Origin of the sequence: Myroides phaeus, assembly GCF_009799805.1 — a bacterium.
Classification (GTDB): domain Bacteria; phylum Bacteroidota; class Bacteroidia; order Flavobacteriales; family Flavobacteriaceae; genus Flavobacterium; species Flavobacterium phaeum_A.
This window is the reverse complement of sequence record NZ_CP047050.1, coordinates 1,802,001-1,822,786: the sequence shown is the minus strand read 5'-3', so window position 1 is coordinate 1,822,786 and position 20,786 is coordinate 1,802,001. Positions and strand designations below refer to the sequence as shown.

Here is a 20,786-nt window from a genome sequence, read left to right as displayed (position 1 = left end):
ACATACCTTCTGTATTATTTTTAATTGAAGTGCTTATTTCAAACGCTCAATTAATTCTTCTAAACTAACTACAGTTTGTTCTCCAGAAGCAAGTTCTTTTAAAGTAAACTTATTGTTACTCATTTCCTCACTACCTACTAACACTGCAAAAGGAATTCCCTTTTTATCTGCAAATTGGAACTGCTTACCAACTTTAGCTTTATCTGGGTATAGTTCTGTTTTTACTCCTGCATCTCTCAATTTCATAACCGCTTGCATTGAGTAACTCATTTCTTCTTCTCCCATATTTAAGAACATCACTTTAGACGCTGCATTTACTGCTTCTGGGAAAAGGTTTAACTCCTCCATTACTAAGTAAATACGATCTAAACCGAAAGAAATACCAACACCACTCATATCTTTTAATCCAAAGATACCAGTAAGGTCATCATAACGACCACCTCCACCAATAGAACCAAGTTTTACTGTTTCAGGAGCTCCAATTTCAAAGATAGCACCTGTATAGTAATTTAATCCACGAGCTAACGTAACATCAAGATTAAGTTTAGCTGTTGCTAAGCCAATTTTCTCTACTTCTTTACCTACAAAAGCAAGCTCTTCTACTCCTTTAGTTCCCTCTTCCGAAGTAGCTAATAACTGGCGTAATTTATCTAATTTCTCTTCGAAAGTACCTGTAAAGTTGAACAATAATTTCACTTTATCAATCGCTTCAGCTTCAATTCCTTTTTCAATCATTTCAGCCTTAACTCCGTCTTCTCCGATTTTGTCTAATTTATCTAAAGCAACAGTAAAGTCGATTAATTTATCACTTGCTCCAATTACCTCAGCAATACCTGATAATATCTTTCTGTTGTTTAATTTGATAGTAACACCGTGAACTCCCAATGCAGTAAATACACGGTCATAAAGCGTTACGAACTCAACTTCTTGCCATAGTGATTTAGAACCGATAACGTCAGCATCACATTGGTAGAATTCTCTATATCTTCCTTTTTGCGGACGGTCTGCACGCCATACTGGTTGCATTTGGTAACGCTTAAATGGAAAGTCAATCTCATTTTGGTGCATTACAACGTAACGTGCGAATGGCACTGTTAAATCATAACGCAATGCTTTTTCTGAAATCTGGTTTGTCAGTTTCAAACTGTTTTTACTTTCTAAAATAGTTTCATCTACTTTACTTAAGTAATCACCAGAGTTAAGAATTTTAAAAATTAAACGATCTCCCTCTTCACCATACTTCCCTAACAATGTGTCTAAATTCTCAAATGAAGGAGTCTCGATGGGATGGAAACCAAATTTTTCAAATCCATGTCGAATAGTTTGCATGATGTATTGTCTTCTTGCCACTTCTGTAGGAGAAAAATCTCTTGTACCCTTTGGAATTCCAGGTTTATTTGCCATCTCTAATTAATTTTTATTCATTTAACATTATACTACAAAACTACTACTTTTTTTAAAAAAACCCTATTCTGAGCGATAGCAATAACAATTTGTTTACTGCAATTAAATAAGTGTCCCTTTTTCATTATTTTATTAATTCTGTTCAATTTAGAGAGTGAATCAAATAATTTTCGATATTTTTACTTCTAAAGCCACATCAATAGTAACGTCTAACCTTCATGATAAAACTTAGTTTAGAGAATATTCGAATTGCCCTTACCAGTATTAAGAGTCAAATCTTGCGTACTTGCATTACTATTTTCATTATTGCAATTGGAATATGGGCATTGGTAGGAATACTATCTGTGGTGTCTGCGCTAAAGAATACCATCTTGACAGACTTTGCGTCAATGGGAGCAAATACCTTTACGATTAGCCAATATGACGTAGCTGGTAAAATGGCAAAAAACAAATCGGTACAACAAGTAAATCCTCCTATTACTTATGCACAAGCACAGAGTTTTAAAGAAGATTATGCCTTTCCTTTGTCTACGGTTTCTATCTCTTTTCAAGCAGCTACAAATATTGAAGTAAAGAACGATATGATGAAAACAGATCCCGAGATTTCTGTTTTAGGGTGTGATGAAAATTACTTATCTAACAGTGGCATTAAAGTAGAACAAGGACGTAACTTTAGTTATACGGATATTGTGAATAATCACTTTGTATGTGTGGTAGGTTCAGACTTTTCTAAGAAAATGTTTAAAGACTTTAGTCCTATTAATCAAATCATTTCTATCAGAGGATATAAGTTTAAAATCATCGGAATTCTAAAAGAACAAGGAAGTACTTTTGGTCAGAATGAAGACCAGCGAGTGTTTATTCCTATTCAAATTGCCAGAACGATATTCAATGCCTCAAATATAAATTACGAATTAAAGGTTAGTTTATTGCAAGACCATTTATTGGACCAAGCAACAGACCAAGCTATTTTGGACTTCCGAAATATCCGTCGCTTATCTCCGGCTCATAAGTCTAACTTTGGGATTGAACGCAGTGATGATATGATTCGCTCTATGCTAACACAGGTTAATATGCTAAATGTTGCCGCTTGGGTGATTGGCTTAATTACAATCTTAGGATCGTCTATTGCTTTAATGAACATTATGCTGGTGTCTGTTACTGAGCGTACCCGTGAAATTGGAGTTCGTAAATCTTTAGGCGCTAAGCGAAAAACAATCGCTTTACAGTTCTTTACAGAAACGGTTATTATTGGCCAACTGGGTGGACTTATAGGTACGCTATTGGGTATTTTAACTGCGTTTGGATTGTCTAAAGCAATGAACTTCTATTTTGTTATTCCGTGGACTGCCATCATTGCCGCTTTTGTAACAACGTTTATTGTTGCGGTTATTTCTGGTTTGTATCCTGCGGTTAAAGCAGCTAAACTTGACCCAGTGGAAGCCTTGAGGTATGAGTAATCAGTGATCAGTAATCTGTATTAGCAATCAGTGATCAGTACTCAGTGATTAGTAATCAGGAATATGTTTTTAAGTATATACAAGAACAATAACCCGAAAACTGTAAACTATAAACCTACTTATAAAACTCTTCTAAATCGAATCCTAATACAGCATTATACTTAGTGTACTGTTCATCAATAGTAGCACGTAGTTTAATGCGTTCTTGTGTTATTGGATGATCAAACTCAAGTTCTAATGCGTGAAGTAGCATAGCGCCAAGGTTATGTGTATCTAACCACAGCTTGTTTTGTTTATTACATCCGTGAGGACGACTACCAATAATTGGGTGGAAGATATGCTTGAAGTGCTTGCGCAATTGATGTTGCCTCCCTGTTTCAGGATGTGCTTCTACCAAAGAATAACGAGAAGTTAGGTGTTGCCCAAAAGGCATATCTACCTCAACGCGTTGCAAGGTTTTATAATACGTTTTTGCCTCTTGTGTTTGCCCACTATCATTTGTAAGCGCGTAATCAATTGTTTCTTCATCAATGGTGTACCCACGAACAATAGCGATGTATTTCTTCTCAACTTTTCGCGTTGCGAAGTCGTCATTCAACACCTTAAGCGTTTCTTTATCTAATGCAAATAACAACACACCAGAAGTTTTTCTGTCTAATCTGTGAACAGGATAAACGTATTGTCCTATCTGATCTCGCAAGATTTGAATAGCATACTCCTGTATATCGCTCGCGATAAACGACTTGTGTACCAGTAAATCTCTTGGTTTATTAATTGCAACGACGTACTCGTCTTGGTAAAGAATTTCTAACATAAGCGCAAAGATAAAATAAGTCTGCACATTCTAAATAGCTAATTCCTAAAAATCAAAAGCTCCTTTCTTGTGGAGAAAAAAGCTTTTTTAATTTATTTAAAAGTTAAAACGTACCGATGCTAAAACTTGTGTGGGTCTAAGTTTAAAACCTGTTCTTGCTGTTTGAATATTATTTACAATGACCTGTTCATATTCCTTTGTATTCAATATATTTCGCCATTCTATATCAAAATCGATCTTCTTTTTATTCCACTTAAAACGATACATCAAATCCATAAAACGATTCGAAAAAGTTTGTTTATCAAAGGTATTCTCCCGATAATCTAACTTCCACACAAAACTTTGGGTTTTAAATGGAATAATATCAAAACGAACATTATGACTTGTAGAATAGCTATATACAGATGTTAGTTCTTCTTTTCGTTCTTGTTTCCCATAATTAAAATCATAGGTGAAGTTTACCCAATCAAAGTGATTATTGCTAATTTGTAAACCATAATTATAATTATACATATTAACATCACGTAAAACCCTATTAATCAACACTTCACTTTTGTTCCTGTTAAAACTAAACATCCCTTTTACATTCATACTCAATTTGCTCAAAAACTTACCTACATTAAGATTTGCCATATGACTAAAATTAGTATTCTTCTTTTCAATAGCTTCTATAACTTGCTGACCATTATCATCTATATGCGTAGAAAACAATACTTTATAATCTATTTTAGTATAACCAATATTCCCATTTGCAAACAATCCGTTGAAAGGGTTTTTGAACTCAAAAGCTATTCTTGAACTAAAACTTTTAGTATCCTCTATCTTATTTTTAAAAGCAATAAAATCTAATCCTCTAAATATGAAATTCGGATATAATTGACTCAAAGGAGTATAACTTGTTGATTGACTTGTACTCCCTCTAATTGTCCACATTGGCGAAAGTTTATAAGAGGTATAAAACGATGGCGTTAAATTCACTTTGTTTTTTGTCGTCTTCTCATCAATCACACGATTGTTTAAAGAAAATGTATTCCATACAATGGGCAAGTTAAAACTCATATCTAACTTAGTACCTTTATAGCTTACCCCTGTCCTTAATACATTATTAAATCGATCGTAATTTAAATCGTTTTGATATTGATTACCAACATTCTCTTTGTTTTGTTGCCAACCATATAAATCTGTTTCTACTTTTCTATTTTCATATACTAAACTATACTCCTCACTAATTGTCCATTTCTTCACTTTCCACGATATAGAAAAAGCATTGTTGGTATAAAAAGTATTATCCATATACTCTTGTTCAAGAGATTCATATTGCTTTAACGCTTCATCTGGAAAATTTAAAGTACTAATAGAAGTAGCATCATAATCTTGTTTATCACGTGTAAAATCAACAAGTGACTTGAAATTGATAAACTTATTCCTTCCTACTGGTATAAGTGTACTCATTGAGTTTTGTAAACTAAACGAAGGTGATTGTACACTTTGATAAATTGGATCAGTATTTAAGAGTAATACCCCTCTATTTTTAGACCTATTTAAACTAATCGTTACATAATCTTTAAAGAAATTATCTTCAGTATTCTTAGTAAAAGTAAATACTGATTTAAAGTTTTCTTCAAACAGGAAACTGTTATTTTTACGACTATAGCGAATCACTTGATCACTGTTATCTTCTGTAATATTTTTAACTTCAGTATACTCCTCTCCCGTGCGTTCTATCTCATTATTGTAATAATACACATTAGTTCTCATCTCTAATTTCTCCGTCAATTTTGTAAGGAAATTAGCTGAAACTAAATGTGATTTATTGAAAAGATAACGAGATTGATCAATTGAAGGAATAGTCGTTTCTGCCATATATAAAGTTGTTCCTATGGATTTAGAATAACTATACGTATCATAACTTCCTACAATAGAAAAGTCTTGTAGTTTATTAGAAATATTGTTTCCTGTATTATTAGCCTCATAATTAAAAAGATACTGTAAACCTTTGCTTAAAAACATAGGAGAAAGCGACGTATTCCACAAAAATGGATCAGCCCCCACTCCAGCTCTTCCACTGCCACTAAAACTAACTTTATCTTTTAATCGAATATTAATAGCTGGACTTTCTGAGGCTATTCTATTCTCTAACATTTTAATGGGTTGATGGTTTTCTAACACTTCTAATTTATCAACGTGAAGATTGGGTAATGCTTTTGTAACCGAAGAGTATCTTCCTCCCATTAAATCCTTGCCTTCTACGTAAAACTTATTAATTTCTTTGCCTTGATATTTAATTTGGCCTTCTTCAGAAACTTCAATACCAGGCATTTTTTTCAAGACATCCTCTAAAACACGATCATTCTTTCCTGCAAATGCTTTTAAGTCAAAAACAATCGTATCATTGTGCTGTGTAATAGCAGATGCTTTAACAAATATCTCTTCTAATTGTGTAGCTTCAGGAACAAGCTCAAACGCAAATTCTTGTGATTCATTTGCTATCTGCTTTGTCTGAGATAAGAAATTTAATGCATTAACCCGAATATTAACTTCAGACTCTTTACTTCTTAAAGCAAGTTCAAACCTACCTTTTTCATCTACCAACTCATAAGCTATAACAGCTTTAGTATTTAAATCTTCAATAATAACTGTAGCGTGATCAATAGGTTGTTTAGTATTATCAAACACCCTCCCCTTTAAAACCACTTGTGCTTGTGTAGTACAGAAGGTAAGTATAAAAAAAAGTAAAATAAAATGTTTCATAAAGTAAAATCGTCTGTACAAAAGCAACCATTTAACAGAGTCAGTTGCACTGTCAATATTGCTATTTCTAATTGGTTTATATGTCAACTGTTATTCATAACGCATTACCTCTTCAAAATTTTGCTACTAAGAACTACCTATTAACAAAAGGAAAAAGGATTACAACAAACAACATCTATATTTGCCTTTTATAGTTTTTCAATATGATTGGTGTCATCTCCAACACGGCTATTTAGATTAGCTTCTGATTCAGAATTAGGCTCAACGTGTATGGTAATTCCACGCTCACTTAAAACTTGTTTTCTTGTTTTATTTGAGGCTATTTCACGTGCTTTAAGCATTCTTTTTGCATCAACAAGCATTGCATCTTCATAACCAAAATATCTACTAACTGTTTGTACCTTTTCACTTTTTCTAAATTCGAAAAGATAATCTGCTTTATCGTCAACTGCTTTTACAACAAAACCTGGTAAGTTCTTAAATTTATAGGGTCCCTCAATCAAATCTATTTCAGTTGTAAACCACACTGTCCATATCCTACCTCGTAACTCTCCTATTGCTTTCTGAACTTTCATCCCTTCATATTCTTCGATTTCTGGGAGTATATCCCACTTAATTTCCTTCAGTGAACTTTCCATCTTCATCAAAGAAGCCCCTACTTTACTAACTACATAAACTTTTTGTCCCTCTCGAATAACAGTCCAATCTAAACGTGTCGCTGCAACTCCAGGAGGAAAGAACATCTCTCCTCTAAACATCGAATTCTTTTCCTCTGCTAAAAACTCAATTAATTTAGATTTTGACTCTGAAGAAAATCTCGATTGATTAGCCCATACATCTAAATACATTTTCTCTGTATAAACACTATCTGCATCTTTTACACTTGGTTTAAACATTACTTCGTATTCATATCGCATTACATCAATTTTATCTTGTGCAATAACATTAAATGAGCTTATAAAGATTATAAGCATAAAATAAAGACTCTTTTTCATAAATAGAATTTTGATATATCAAATATAGCATTAACTGTTTGTTAAAAAAATTAACGATTATAATACATCATATTTCGCCATAAAAAATCCCCAAGCACATAGCACTTGGGGATTCAATTACTTTATTTTGTAGGCTACTCTGCTGTAGCTTTTCTAATCATATCTACGTGTGGGATATTGTCTTCCAAATAATCCTCTGACACTGCTTCAAATCCAAATGAACCGTAAAACTTCTTTAAGTAACACTGTGCTCCGATTTGAATATCTTGCGCTCCAAACTCCTCTTCTATCTTATCAATTGCGTGTTGCATCAATACCTTGCCATAACCATCTTTGCGATAATCAGCGTGAACAGCAACTCGCCCAATAGATATTTCAGGATAACTCAAGCCCGGTGGTACAATACGCGCACAAGCGATAACTTGATTTAATTTAGTTGCATATACGTGAAGACACTGTTTGTCCTTTCCATCTAATTCTGGATAAGCACAATTCTGTTCAACTACAAAAATATCTGTACGCAAACGTATAATATCATATAGTTCCTCATTTGTCAATTCTTCAAATAATTTCGTGTGCCAATGTACGCTGTTCATATAGTGAGCTTTTAAGTTCAATACAAAGGTAAATAATTCTCAAAAAAATCAAATAAAACATTAACACTAAATAGCTTACATCTCAGGAAAATATTTCATTCCGATATAAAACACGGTAAAGGCAAAGCCATTGTTTAAGGCGTGAAACAAGTATCCGTACCAAAAACCAAAGCGTATTCGCACATACCCCATCCCTACTCCTAAAATCAACTGAGGCAAGGTAATCAATGGGGATAACAACAACAAGCGCAGTGATAGTGTGTCAAAATTAAATATGTGCACAAACCCAAACAAGATACTGTAACCGTAAAATACGTATATAAAATTCTGATGCCAATACTTAACTATTCGTTCTTTAAAACGAGTAATAACATAAATTCCCCCTGCCAAAATAGCTAAGAAAACTCCGCTAATACTAATGCCTTTCGCTAAGCTAATATCACCTAATACCTCAACAATAGAAAAAGTACAATACAACAACAATAAAACAAAGCCTATACTAATATACTTAATCCGAAACCGCATAGGCAAACGAAAGATTACCTCTTCTAAAAAAGGTCCAATGACAACTGCAAAAACAAAAAAAAGAGCAAAACCAAATTGCTCTATTAGCTGTTCAAACCCATCGTGCATTGGTAAATCAAAAACCTCATCTATTACACTACTACTGGTTATAACAATCAAAAAGGTAATTAACCACAATTGAAATGTTCGAACCATTTTATACGGTTTGCTCGCCACCATTCCCGATAAATCAGGTTTCCTTACAAAAGACAAATAGTCGCTTAGCAACTGATTAAAATTCATAATACAATTCTTTATGCCCAAGATAAATAAAAAAAGCGACTACTCCCGTAAGAATAGTCGCTCTATTATATCTATTTTTTATTGACTAAAAAAGACCTTTTAATGCATCAAGTGCACCACCTAATCCTTCTTTTCCTCCTGTTAAAGAGCTCAATAAATCTTTAGCATTTCCACCACCTAAGCTGCTTACTAAATCAGTTACTTGGAAACCACTTTCTCCTCCTTTAGATTTAGAAACTAAGCTCTCGATAATTTTTGGAATTACAGAACCTGCGAAGTTCTTAGCAATTCCGTCAGATAATCCTACTTTACTTGTAAGACCACTAATTAAGTTAGTAACCATTCCCATTACAATAGGGTTTGACATTAAGTTACTTGTAGAACCACCTAATAAGCTTGTCAATCCACCGATATCTCCAGCAGAAAGACTGCTTTTTAATCCGTTGATGATACTATCACCTGTTTCTTTTGTAACTGCACCTGCTAAGTCAGAAGAGATTCCTGCTCCACTGATTTCGCTTGAACTAACTTGTTCAATTAATTTTGAAATTTGCTCTATCATAGTATTTATTTTTTTGTGTGCTAAAACTAACCAATTATTTTCTCAATACTTGAATTTTCTCAAATATTTCATCCCAAATTAACACTTTACTCTCATCTGTTGAAGCATTAACATTAGGGGATAAAGAAAACGCTGGTTGCATTAAAACCTGAATAGCAGGATGTGGTTCTTCTTCAAAACGGTCTATTCCAGCAAATAACAAGGCTTCTTCATTAATCTTGTCCACTAAGTCAACCTCATTGATTGCTTCAGGATAAGCACAATTGACAATTCCCAACAAATGGTGTGCATTTTCTAAAACCTCTTTATCTACTAAATAACGTTCGAAATGACGTGTGTGAATTGTTAAAAACTGCGCATCGTGAATAACCTTGTGCTTGTCTGTACTTTTTAGGTCAACAGGAAAATGAATTCCATTTGGCAATACATATTCTCCTTTTAACTCTTCAATCGAATCATCATTATACAGAACGTGCATTCCCAATGCCAAAGCTTTCTGAGCTACTAACTCCCCTGCTTTGTTCATTCCTAAAATACCCAAAGTTTTACCAGCTAATTCAATTCCATTGCCATAAGACTCTTGCAACATCTTGAAGCTTGCATCTCCTTCTAACGGCATATTTCTATTTGACTCTTGTAATAAGCGACACCCCGTTAACAAATGAGCAAACACCATTTCGGCAGTTGCATTAGCCAGTGCCTCTTCAGCCCAAATAACTTTGATACCGTTGCTTTTTAAATGGTCTATCGTTTCTAAATTAACTTGCGTTCCTGCAAAAACAACAGCCTTTAAATGCGCTAATTCATCTATCGTATTTTTGTCTAATAAAGTTCCTCTTTGAACCAATAAGACTTCTATTTCATTCTTTTTAGTATAATTAACCAGTTGTTCGTGAGCAACTCTAACTTCTTTTACTTCAAATCCTATTTCTTCTAAGGCAACCTTAACTTCTTCAGGGATGCCGTCATTTGCTAAAATTCTCATTTGTTCTATTTTATCAATTATACTTGTTTTAACTTGTTTACTTATCTCCCCCTATCTGCTTGCTACGTTATACAACGGTTTACACAAAGCTATGTGTACTAAACAAAGGAGTTCATCTGCTGTAACACAGAAACTAATACTTCCACGCTTTCTAACGGCAATGCGTTATACAAAGAAGCTCTATAGCCACCAACAGAACGGTGTCCTTTGATATTCATTATTTTCGCATCCTGACATAGCGCATCAAAAAGAGGTGCCATTTTCTCTTCTACAAAATCAAAAGTAACGTTCATCTTAGAACGAGAGTCTACTTTTGCAATTCCATTGATAAAATCACAATCGTCAATTGCCTTGTACAACAAAGCTGCTTTTTGATTATTGACTTTTTCTATGGCTGATACCCCACCTAAATTGTGTAACCATCTAAAGTTTAATAAACTTGTATAGATTGCAAACACGTTGGCTGTGTGGTACAAACTCCCTTTATTTATATGCTCTTGATAATTCAGCATATTGGGAATAGAACGCGATGTTTTGCCTAATACCTCTTCTTTAATCAAAACAACACTCAAGCCAGCAGGACCTATATTTTTTTGTGCTCCTGCGTAAATAACATCAATTTTGTCGTAATCAAATTCACGCGAATAGATATCAGAACTCATATCACACACAATAGGGCAATCTGCTTTAGGAACAGCGTTAAACTGTGTTCCGTAAATCGTATTATTTGATGTAAAATGAAGGTAATCAAGTCCGGTTGGTACTATAATATCTTTCGGAATATAAGTAAACTTTTGATCCTCAGAAGAAGCGATTAAGTCCACTTCTCCAAACTGAGTAGCTTGTTCCAAAGCTTTAGTAGCCCAGGTGCCGGTATTGATATAACCAGCCCTGTGCGCTAATAAATTATAAGGAATACGCATAAATTCCATACTGGCTCCCCCTTGTAAAAACAAGGCAGTATACCCTTTGTTTTCCAATCCAAGTAAAGACAAAGCCAATGCTTTTGCTTCTTCTAACACAGCGATAAACTCTTTACTTCTATGCGAGATAGATAAAATAGACATACCGCTACCGTTGAAATTCTGAACAGCTTCAGCCGCTTGTTCATACACTGTGGTTGGCAACAAACAAGGACCAGCCGAAAAGTTATGCACCTTTTTCATTTTCTATAAATCTAATAAGAAACGCAATGTATCTACATTATCTGCATAATCCCATAATTGTGGGCTTTGCGTTTGTCCAAATGCAATACTTCCGTCAATTAAATTATTGGATACAATACACTGTATTTTCTCGTGATCATTTGCAAGACGTGTTTTCACTTCTTCAATATCGTCATAATACTCGTAAAATACAGACGATATAGGTGATGCATAAGTAGTGTCTTCTTTAATTGTCAAGAAACCATTGTCTAACAATTTGAACTCACTCATCAAGAAAACTGCTTTGTTATAGTCGTAGTTATTTGAGTATTTCTCATATTCAATAACATCGCGGTATTCGTACATTCCTTGGTAAAAACCATCAAATACAAAACCTCTTGGCACAAATAACTTAGACACGTTTCTACATCCTAATCCGTAGTAAGTAAATACGTCTTTCCCTAAAGCAACCATATCATCGTGACTTTCTTCGCCATTTAAAACAGCTACTGAGTTTCTGTTTTTACGAATGATATTAGGCACTTTGCTAAAGTAGTAGTCAAAATAACGCGCAGTATTATCACTACCCGTTGCAATAACAGCATCAAAATCTTCCAATTTACCTTTCACAAAAACTACGCGATCAGCAAATTTAGGTTCAACCTCTACCAAGTAATTTGACAAGAAAGGCAATAGTTTCTGGTCGTTTGAAGACATTTTTACTAAAGCGATATTTCCTGACATAAGGACAGATAAGAAATCGTGGAACCCTACTAACGGAATATTTCCAGCTAAAATAAGTCCAACTTTCTTTAAAGGTTCTTTTTCAAAATCATATTGTGAAGTCCACTTTTCTAAGTTTTCTTTAGTCAAAGCATCAGCCCAAGAGCTAATCGAATTAATAACTTGTTCTCTTGTAAACCAACCATTGTAGTTTACGCTACTATTAATTAATTCTTCAAATTCGCAATAAAATCTATCATTATGACAAACATCATTGTTTCTTATAAACTCATTTGTAGCGAATTGGCGTAAAAAGTCTCCAATTTTAACAAATGCAACTTTTTTAACATCTAAATCCATATTGACTTGTATGTGAATTGTTTTGGGTGTAAATTTGCCACAAAGTTAATACATATAAAACAAAAATATAAGCTATGGCAATCATTATAACAGACGAATGCATTAATTGTGGAGCTTGCGAACCTGAATGTCCAAATACAGCGATTTATGAAGGTGCAGATGATTGGAGATACAAAGATGGTACAGCCCTTTCTGGTAAAATCGTTTTACCTGATGGATCTGAAGTAGACGCTGATGCGGCTCAAGAACCAGTATCTGATGAATTTTACTACATCGTACCTTCTAAATGTACGGAGTGTAAAGGATTCCACGAAGAACCTCAATGTGCTGCTGTATGCCCAGTTGATTGTTGTATTCCAGACGACAATCACGTTGAAAGTGAAGAAACACTTTTACAACGTCAAGCATTTTTACACAAGCACTAAAATATAGAAAGCGAAACTTAACAGTTTCGCTTTTTTTGTGTCTTAAAATACAAACCACTACTTACTTTTACCAAATTCCCTACAACTATCCGTTTTTCAAAGAGTTATAAAGTTAAAATCATTTTAATTTCACTAACTTTAGTATATATATTAACCTAAATCTTGTGTAAGATGAAAAAAGAAAATTTGTTGTGGACAACAGTTATGTTATTAGCAAGCACGTTTGCAATAGCAGGAGGTCCTTCTATTCAATTATGGGGTGGAGGTTTATTTGGTTTTAGTGTAGGTTCTATTGCCGCAGTTTATTTGTCTTGGAAAAAAAACAAATCTATACTTTGGGCTATTATCCACTTTGTTTTAGGATGGTTTTATGTAATCTATTATCTCATTACTGGAGGTACTAAAAAATAACAATACTTCAAGCTCTTTCTAAAATGAAAGGGCTTTTTTATTACCTCTCTCCCTATGAACTTCCTTATCCTTTTATTCATCTATTTCCTCAATTACTTTTACTGAGCAATTTTTTAGTCTTGCTAAAAACAGCCTATACTTAATTTGATTGCTTTCCAAATCCTATCATACGTTTCCTATAATTCTATCATACGTTTCCTATAATTCTAATGGAAGCCCCCAGAAAACAAAAAAATGCAATAAGACAAATAATATCAAGTCTTTCATCTAACTTCAGGTGTTCTGTTTTAATTGACAAACCTAATTTGTACTGTACACATTTTTTAGATTAGGTGCAAAAGTTGGGAGCTAAGTATAAACATCTCTTTCCTATACGAAACAAAATAAACAAAGATTTAAAATGTAATGCATTGTGCCTGTAATAAAGAACATATCAAAGCGCAGTTTTAAACACACTATGTTCGAGACATCTACCACATACGTACCACAGAGGTTCGGAAAAAAGGCATTTTCTCGAAGATGTGTGGTACTTATGTGGTACTTGTGTGAAACAAGTATCAAAGAAGCTTATAATAAAAATACTTTAAAGCCTATATAACGCCCTATAATCGGTGATTCATATACTTTATGTATATTCTTAAACAGACATTTTAATTGCTCTACTAATTCTATTTAATACTCTTATAATGTTGCTATTGTATTAAGTATATCCTTTTCTACTTACCTTCAATCTTCAATATAAATACTTTTTTTATTGTAAAAAAATAGGGATAAATCTTTTAAAAGATTTATCCCCCTACCAAAAACTAAAAAATGTAAGATGCTTACAAAATTTAAATTATTCTACCTCATCCAAAATAGGAATCGGTTTAAAATCATCATTCAATGCTACTAAAGTAAACACACCACTTACCACTTGTTGCCTATAATCTTCTTTCATCTTCTCTCTATAGACTTCTACGCGAATGCGAATGCTTGTATTTCCAATTGATTCAACCTTACCAACCATTTCAACTAATGAACCTGCAGGTATCGGTTTAGAGAAATCAATTTTATCACTACTAACGATTACAAAGTTCTTTCTACAAAATCTCGTTGCTGTCATAAAAGCTGTTTCTGTCATCATCATAATCACTCGACCACCAAACATTGTGTTGTGGTGATTCGTAGTATCAGGAAAAACGACTTTAAATACGTGTGTTTCTGCTTTTACTTTTCTCTCCTCTACTGTTTCTTTAAGAACCATTATTATTGCTTATAACTATTTCAATTCGATAAGTACAATGTATGATTACTGATAACAAATGAGAATACTCTTGTTATAGCAAATAACACTGACTTAAAAACGATATGGGAATGGAAAAATAACGTGAAGTATGAATACAATAAAATGCGATTTAGCTTATCAAACAAAAAACTAAATCTCTGCTAAAGTACTTTTAGGCTGTACTTCTTTTATTTGTATTTCAACTTGACATTAAGCTCTAAACCGCGAAAGCATCGTCTTTAAAAAAATAGGCAGGTCTCCTGACTTGTAACAACTTTTATCAACCTTCCCATCGTTTATGACGACAGTGGTTTACTTTGGATAAAAGCCTATGCGTTACTTACAGTTGCGCGACAGTTCGTGATTTTAACACGATTCCCTTTTCATACACAGTTAAGTGTAACCTCTCTTTGTTGATAGATTCCTCCTATATTTAGGAGAACCGAAAAGCGAATATAAAGAAAGTTTTGAGAATAACTATAGAATGCGCTAACGAATGATATTTTTTATTACACTTTAATTACAGCTAATTTTACAATTAATTTACCGTAATGTAATTAGTAATAAATAAAAAAGGAGTCACATCTTATAATGTAACTCCTCTTATTAGCTTATTTATTTTTTAAAATGTCTTGATAAATCTTTATCGTTTTCATCGTTTTATAACTATCCATTTTATCTCGTAAAACCTTAGCGTGTTCTTCTTTCACATCACTTATCTTAAGATCTCTTTTTTGCTTGTTTATCCATTTGTAGAAATAAGGCTGACCATTCTCTATTGAAATTACTCCAATTGAATCTGCTATAAAATTATAATCATTGATTGCAAATCGATATGGAATGTTCTCTTTAAATAAATCGTCTCCCGTATAAGTATATTTAGTATTTGATAATGCTAAATTAAATATAGTTGGAAAAATATCTTTGTGAGAAGCAATAACTTCATCATTAAAATAACTTGGTTTATATTTCTCTGGAATATAAAATAGAATTGGAACACTTCTTTTTAGAAACCCTTGCTCTGGTTTATATTCAAACACTTGTCTAATATTATGGTCTCCTGATGCAACAATAATTGTATTTTCTCCAAATGGCGAATTTTTAATCTCTTTTATTAATCGGGCAAGCTCAGACGCAGCATATTGATGTGAGTAAAAATTAGCATATGCCGTAGCTTCATCTACACGAATCTCCTTTAATAAATTATCAGGCATACGAATAGGCTTTGTTTTAAAGGACTTAGGAACTTCAAAAGGAGTATGGTTACTAATTGTCAACCCAAAAATATACTTAGGTTTAGAAGGGTCTTCTTTTAGTTTATCAAAAATATAGTCAAACAAATAACCATCGTGTACTCCCCAAGCAAATTCCTCTGCATTTGGATATTTGCTCTGAATATTATTTTTTCCCTCAATATAATCATAACCTTGATGTTTAATCATATTATCAATATTACGCCAAGATATACTTGCTCCTGTTAGAAAATACGTACTATACCCATTCTCTTTAAAAGGTAATGCTACCGACGAAGTAAAAGGAGTATCAAAATAAACTGATTGAGATATAATTGTTTTAGGTGTACCTATTAAAAAACTCTCAAGTGTTTGTATTGTCCCATTATAAGCAGATAGTCCATTTTTAAAGTAATACAAATCAGGCAATTCATCAGCCAAATCACCTATTAAATTAAACTCATCTGTATTTATATCAAAGTAATGATTACTCATACTTTCCATTTGAATAAAAATTATGTTAGGAGGATTTTGCTTTAAAAATTCATTATAAGCAGTATGAGCATACATTTCATTGTCGAACAAAGAATCGTTCGTTCCTTTATACATCTTTTGAACCTCAGCAAAACTATTTAAACCAATAGCTTTCAGTTCGCTTTCAATATCTGGATTTATTGCGTTTTCTTTTCGCTCTGAATTAGCAAACTTCAAAGAATACAAGGCATTATAACATAAGGAATTTACAAACTCATTTGTAGTAATATTTGTATGCTCTCTTCTAAGTGTAAAAACACCTACGCTCCCCCTCATTCCAATAAAAAATAAAGGAAATAGTAAAAGCATTATTAAACCGATCACCTTATTATTGGTAGTAGGTAAATTATTAGCACTTCTCTTTACAAAACGAGACACTAATAGTAAACCAAGAATAGCAATAACATATACACCGAGAATTTTAAACAAAGGATAGTCTGTCCAAACTGAATTTAATACTGCTGTAGTATCATCATAAAAGATTCCAAAGAACAATAAATTAATATGAGATTGGAAAAACTGGTAAAAGAAAAAATCTATTGTTATTAAAGAAACAAATACAACTAAGACAAATAATAAATAATACTTAGCAGAACTTAGAAAAACAGAAATAAACTTCGACTCAATTCTCTTAGGTATAAATAAAGAAACTAACCAAAATAAAACTATTGGTAAAAAACCATAACAAATTGCAGACACGTCAAAACGAGCTCCAACAATAAAAGATTCAATAATCCCTGTTTTATAAGCCGCTAACTCAGTAAAGTTTCCATAATTAAGTAAAAAAAATAACCTTCCTATGAAGAACACAAGCAAAAAATATGCGAAATACTTCAAAGAGATTTTACATATTTTCACAAATAAACCTAAATTCATAATGTTTCTATAATTCTATTAAAATGCAAAATTATAAATTCTCACATTATATACTATAATTAGTTACCTTTTCTATTATATTTGCAAGAGAAGGAAAACTCAAAAGAAAAACTAAAAATATTTTTCAAAACATTTTGTAAGAGTAAAAAGACTTTTATATATTTGCACTCGGTTTTGAAAGGACAAGTATTTCGAAGCTGATTTTTTGAGATAGTAAAATTTAAGATTTAAAGATAAAAGCAATGAGCAAAAGAACGTTTCAACCATCGAATAGAAAAAGAAGAAACAAGCATGGTTTCATGGAAAGAATGTCTACTCCAAACGGTAGAAAAGTATTAGCTGCAAGAAGAGCTAAAGGAAGACATAAAATCTCTGTTTCTTGTGAAACAAGACATAAAAAATAATGTTTGTATAAAACATAGCTAAAGGTGTTACTATTATTCGTAACGCCTTTTTTTATAGTCTGTCGGAAACGAAACTATCTATCACACACAACAACACTAAACTTACTTTATTGATTATAAAGTAATTAACATAACAACACAATTAAAGATGCCTAAAGACACTTCCATTAAAACTGTACTAATCATTGGTTCTGGACCAATCATTATCGGACAAGCTTGTGAATTTGACTATTCAGGTTCACAGTCAGCAAGATCTCTAAGAGAAGAGGGAATTAAAGTTATCCTTATTAACTCTAACCCTGCTACAATTATGACTGACCCTTCAATGGCAGATCATATTTACTTAAAACCTTTGACAGCAAGATCAATCATCGAGATCCTTGTGGCGCATCCTGAAATTGATGCTGTACTACCTACAATGGGAGGACAGACAGCATTGAACTTATGTTTAGAATGTGACGATAAAGGTATTTGGTCTGATTTTGGAGTTCGCCTTATCGGAGTTGATATCAACGCTATCAACGTTACAGAGGACCGTGAGCAATTCAAACAATTGTTAGAAAAAATTGACGTTCCTGCTGCACCTGCAAAAACTGCTACTTCTTACTTAGAAGGGAAAGAAATTGCACAAGAATTCGGTTTCCCATTAGTAATTCGTCCTTCGTTTACTTTAGGAGGAACAGGAGCTGCTTTTGTTTACAAAGCGGAAGACTTTGACGAACTATTGAAAAATGGTCTTGAAGCATCTCCAATCCACGAAGTTTTAATTGACAAAGCTTTACTTGGATGGAAAGAATATGAATTAGAATTATTACGCGATAAAAACGATAACGTAGTAATTATATGTACTATTGAAAACATGGACCCTATGGGAATCCACACTGGAGATAGTATTACTGTAGCACCTGCTATGACATTATCAGATAGAACATTCCAAAGAATGCGTGATTTATCTATCAAAATGATGCGTAGTATCGGAAACTTCGCTGGTGGATGTAACGTACAGTTCGCTGTGTCTCCAGATGAAAAAGAAGATATTGTTGCTATTGAAATTAACCCACGTGTATCTCGTTCTTCTGCTTTAGCATCTAAAGCAACTGGATACCCTATTGCTAAAGTAGCTACTAAATTAGCGTTAGGTTATACATTAGACGAGTTACAAAACCAAATTACTAAATCTACATCAGCTTTATTTGAGCCGACTTTAGATTATGTAATTGTAAAAATCCCTCGTTGGAACTTTGATAAATTTGAAGGAGCTGACCGCACATTAGGTCTTCAAATGAAATCAGTTGGTGAGGTAATGGGGATTGGACGTTCATTCCAAGAAGCATTACACAAAGCAACACAATCATTAGAAATTAAACGTAACGGTTTAGGAGCTGATGGTAAAGGTTATACAAACTATGATCAAATCATTGAAAAATTAACTCACGCAAGCTGGGATAGAGTTTTTGTAATCTATGATGCAATCCAACACGGAATTCCATTAAGCAGAATTCATGAAATTACTAAGATTGATATGTGGTTCTTAAAACAATATGAAGAACTATATATGCTTGAAAAAGAAATTTCTAAATATACACTTGAAACTTTACCAAAAGACTTAATGTTAGAAGCGAAACAAAAAGGTTTTGCCGACAGACAAATAGCTCATATGCTAAAAACAGTTGAAAGTAAAGTTCACAATTTACGTGATGAACAAGGAATTAAACGTGTGTTCAAGTTGGTTGATACTTGTGCTGCTGAATTCCCTGCTAAAACACCATACTACTACTCTACTTTTGAATCTGAAATAGAACGCCCTGACGGAACTCGTTATGTTTCTAATGAAAGTGTTGTATCTGACAAGAAAAAAGTAGTTGTATTAGGATCAGGACCTAACCGTATTGGTCAAGGTATTGAGTTTGACTACTCTTGTGTACACGGTGTATTAGCTGCTGAAGAATGTGGATACGAAACAATTATGATTAACTGTAACCCTGAAACTGTTTCTACAGATTTCGATACAGCTAATAAATTATACTTCGAACCTGTATTCTGGGAGCATATCTACGATATCATTCAACACGAAAAACCAGAAGGTGTTATCGTTCAATTAGGGGGACAAACAGCACTTAAACTTGCTGAGAAACTTGAAAGAAACGGTATCAAAATATTAGGTACAAGCTATGACGCATTAGACTTAGCTGAAGACCGTGGACGTTTCTCTACTTTATTAGAAGAGTTAAACATCCCATTCCCTCAGTTTGGTGTTGCTAAAACAGCTGAACAAGCTTTAAAATTAGCAGACGAACTTGCTTTCCCGTTATTAGTACGTCCATCATACGTATTAGGAGGTCAAGGAATGAAAATTGTAATCAACAAGAAAGAATTAGAAGAACACGTAATTGAATTATTAAACTCAATTCCTGGTAACTCTCTTCTTCTTGACCATTATTTAGCTGGTGCTATTGAAGCGGAAGCAGATGCTATCTGTGATGGAGAAAATGTACACATCATTGGTATCATGGAACACATTGAGCCTTGTGGAGTTCACTCTGGTGATAGCCACGCAATGTTGCCTCCATTCAACTTAGGAGAGTTTGTATTAAACCAAATTAAAGACCACACAAGAAAAATTGCTGTAGCTTTAAAAACAGTTGGTTTAATCAACATTCAGTTTGCAATTAAAGATGACGTTGTTTACATCATTGAAGCAAACCCAAGAGCATCTCGTACTGTTCCTTTCATTGCTAAAGCATACGGTGAACCTTATGTAAACTATGCTACTAAAGTAATGTTAGGTGAGAAAAAAGTAACAGACTTTACTTTTAATCCTCAACTAAACGGATACGCTATTAAAACTCCGGTATTCTCTTTTAACAAGTTTAAAAACGTGAATAAAAACCTTGGTCCTGAAATGAAATCTACAGGAGAAAGCATCTTATTCATCGACAATTTAAGAGATGACCAATTCTACGAAATCTACTCTCGTAGAAAAATGTACTTAAGTAAATAAGCTTTTATCTACTATACTCAAGAGGGAGGTTGGT

At 33.3% G+C, this 20,786-nt stretch carries 17 protein-coding genes and 1 riboswitch; of the genes, 5 read left to right on the top strand and 12 right to left on the bottom strand.

From position 1 onward, the window contains the following. Positions 1-33 precede the first annotated feature (33 nt). Positions 34-1,404: a histidine--tRNA ligase gene (gene hisS / locus GQS07_RS08200; RefSeq protein ID WP_158210381.1), complete on the bottom strand. Its 1,371-nt coding sequence runs from the start codon at positions 1,402-1,404 to the stop codon at positions 34-36. Positions 1,405-1,622: 218 nt separating this feature from the next. Between hisS and GQS07_RS08195 the strand changes: the two genes are divergently transcribed. Further along, a complete protein-coding gene (locus GQS07_RS08195; RefSeq protein ID WP_158210380.1) occupies positions 1,623-2,864 on the top strand; it encodes an ABC transporter permease in 1,242 nt (413 codons plus the stop codon). Between the two features lie 115 nt (positions 2,865-2,979). On the opposite strand, the gene GQS07_RS08190 is transcribed toward GQS07_RS08195, so the two are convergent. The 9 genes from GQS07_RS08190 to GQS07_RS08150 form a co-directional block, all read right to left on the bottom strand. Next, positions 2,980-3,678, bottom strand: a complete 699-nt coding sequence (locus tag GQS07_RS08190; protein ID WP_090408609.1) for a pseudouridine synthase — start codon at positions 3,676-3,678, stop codon at positions 2,980-2,982. 96 nt (positions 3,679-3,774) lie between these two features. Further along, positions 3,775-6,429 carry a carboxypeptidase-like regulatory domain-containing protein gene (locus GQS07_RS08185; RefSeq protein ID WP_158210379.1) on the bottom strand — a complete coding sequence of 885 codons (2,655 nt, stop codon included), beginning with the start codon at positions 6,427-6,429 and terminating at the stop codon, positions 3,775-3,777. A 188-nt stretch (positions 6,430-6,617) separates the two neighbouring features. After that, a complete protein-coding gene (locus GQS07_RS08180) occupies positions 6,618-7,424 on the bottom strand; it encodes a GLPGLI family protein (protein ID WP_158210378.1) in 807 nt (268 codons plus the stop codon). A 134-nt stretch (positions 7,425-7,558) separates the two neighbouring features. Next, positions 7,559-8,020, bottom strand: a complete 462-nt coding sequence (locus GQS07_RS08175; RefSeq protein ID WP_090408612.1) for a GNAT family N-acetyltransferase — start codon at positions 8,018-8,020, stop codon at positions 7,559-7,561. Positions 8,021-8,095: 75 nt separating this feature from the next. Then, positions 8,096-8,827 carry a type II CAAX prenyl endopeptidase Rce1 family protein gene (locus GQS07_RS08170; protein ID WP_158210377.1) on the bottom strand — a complete coding sequence of 244 codons (732 nt, stop codon included), beginning with the start codon at positions 8,825-8,827 and terminating at the stop codon, positions 8,096-8,098. Between the two features lie 85 nt (positions 8,828-8,912). Next, positions 8,913-9,389, bottom strand: coding sequence for a hypothetical protein (locus tag GQS07_RS08165; RefSeq protein ID WP_158210376.1), 477 nt, complete (start codon positions 9,387-9,389; stop codon positions 8,913-8,915). A gap of 34 nt (positions 9,390-9,423) precedes the next feature. Beyond that, positions 9,424-10,374, bottom strand: a complete 951-nt coding sequence (locus tag GQS07_RS08160) for an NAD(P)-dependent oxidoreductase (RefSeq protein WP_158210375.1) — start codon at positions 10,372-10,374, stop codon at positions 9,424-9,426. Positions 10,375-10,472: 98 nt separating this feature from the next. Then, the gene (gene serC / locus GQS07_RS08155; RefSeq protein WP_158210374.1) at positions 10,473-11,540 is read right to left on the bottom strand and encodes a 3-phosphoserine/phosphohydroxythreonine transaminase; all 1,068 of its coding nucleotides are present in this window, start codon (positions 11,538-11,540) and stop codon (positions 10,473-10,475) included. A 3-nt stretch (positions 11,541-11,543) separates the two neighbouring features. Next, positions 11,544-12,602 carry an acyl-CoA reductase gene (locus GQS07_RS08150; protein WP_090408627.1) on the bottom strand — a complete coding sequence of 353 codons (1,059 nt, stop codon included), beginning with the start codon at positions 12,600-12,602 and terminating at the stop codon, positions 11,544-11,546. Positions 12,603-12,676: 74 nt separating this feature from the next. Between GQS07_RS08150 and GQS07_RS08145 the strand changes: the two genes are divergently transcribed. Both GQS07_RS08145 and GQS07_RS08140 read left to right on the top strand, forming a co-directional pair. After that, a complete protein-coding gene (locus tag GQS07_RS08145) occupies positions 12,677-13,027 on the top strand; it encodes a 4Fe-4S dicluster domain-containing protein (protein ID WP_090408630.1) in 351 nt (116 codons plus the stop codon). Between the two features lie 171 nt (positions 13,028-13,198). After that, the gene (locus GQS07_RS08140; protein ID WP_199269091.1) at positions 13,199-13,438 is read left to right on the top strand and encodes a hypothetical protein; all 240 of its coding nucleotides are present in this window, start codon (positions 13,199-13,201) and stop codon (positions 13,436-13,438) included. A gap of 838 nt (positions 13,439-14,276) precedes the next feature. On the opposite strand, the gene GQS07_RS08135 is transcribed toward GQS07_RS08140, so the two are convergent. Together GQS07_RS08135 and GQS07_RS08130 are read right to left on the bottom strand one after the other, a co-directional pair. Next, on the bottom strand, positions 14,277-14,684 hold the full coding sequence (locus tag GQS07_RS08135; RefSeq protein WP_158210373.1) for an acyl-CoA thioesterase: 408 nt from the start codon (positions 14,682-14,684) through the stop codon (positions 14,277-14,279). A 253-nt stretch (positions 14,685-14,937) separates the two neighbouring features. After that, positions 14,938-15,128, bottom strand: a riboswitch (cobalamin riboswitch). Positions 15,129-15,316: 188 nt separating this feature from the next. Beyond that, positions 15,317-17,347, bottom strand: a complete 2,031-nt coding sequence (locus tag GQS07_RS08130; protein ID WP_158210372.1) for an LTA synthase family protein — start codon at positions 17,345-17,347, stop codon at positions 15,317-15,319. A 242-nt stretch (positions 17,348-17,589) separates the two neighbouring features. Between GQS07_RS08130 and rpmH the strand changes: the two genes are divergently transcribed. Both rpmH and carB read left to right on the top strand, forming a co-directional pair. Continuing rightward, positions 17,590-17,751, top strand: coding sequence for a 50S ribosomal protein L34 (gene rpmH / locus GQS07_RS08125; protein WP_081498613.1), 162 nt, complete (start codon positions 17,590-17,592; stop codon positions 17,749-17,751). A gap of 148 nt (positions 17,752-17,899) precedes the next feature. Next, the gene (gene carB, locus GQS07_RS08120; protein WP_158210371.1) at positions 17,900-20,752 is read left to right on the top strand and encodes a carbamoyl-phosphate synthase large subunit; all 2,853 of its coding nucleotides are present in this window, start codon (positions 17,900-17,902) and stop codon (positions 20,750-20,752) included. Positions 20,753-20,786: the final 34 nt, after the last annotated feature.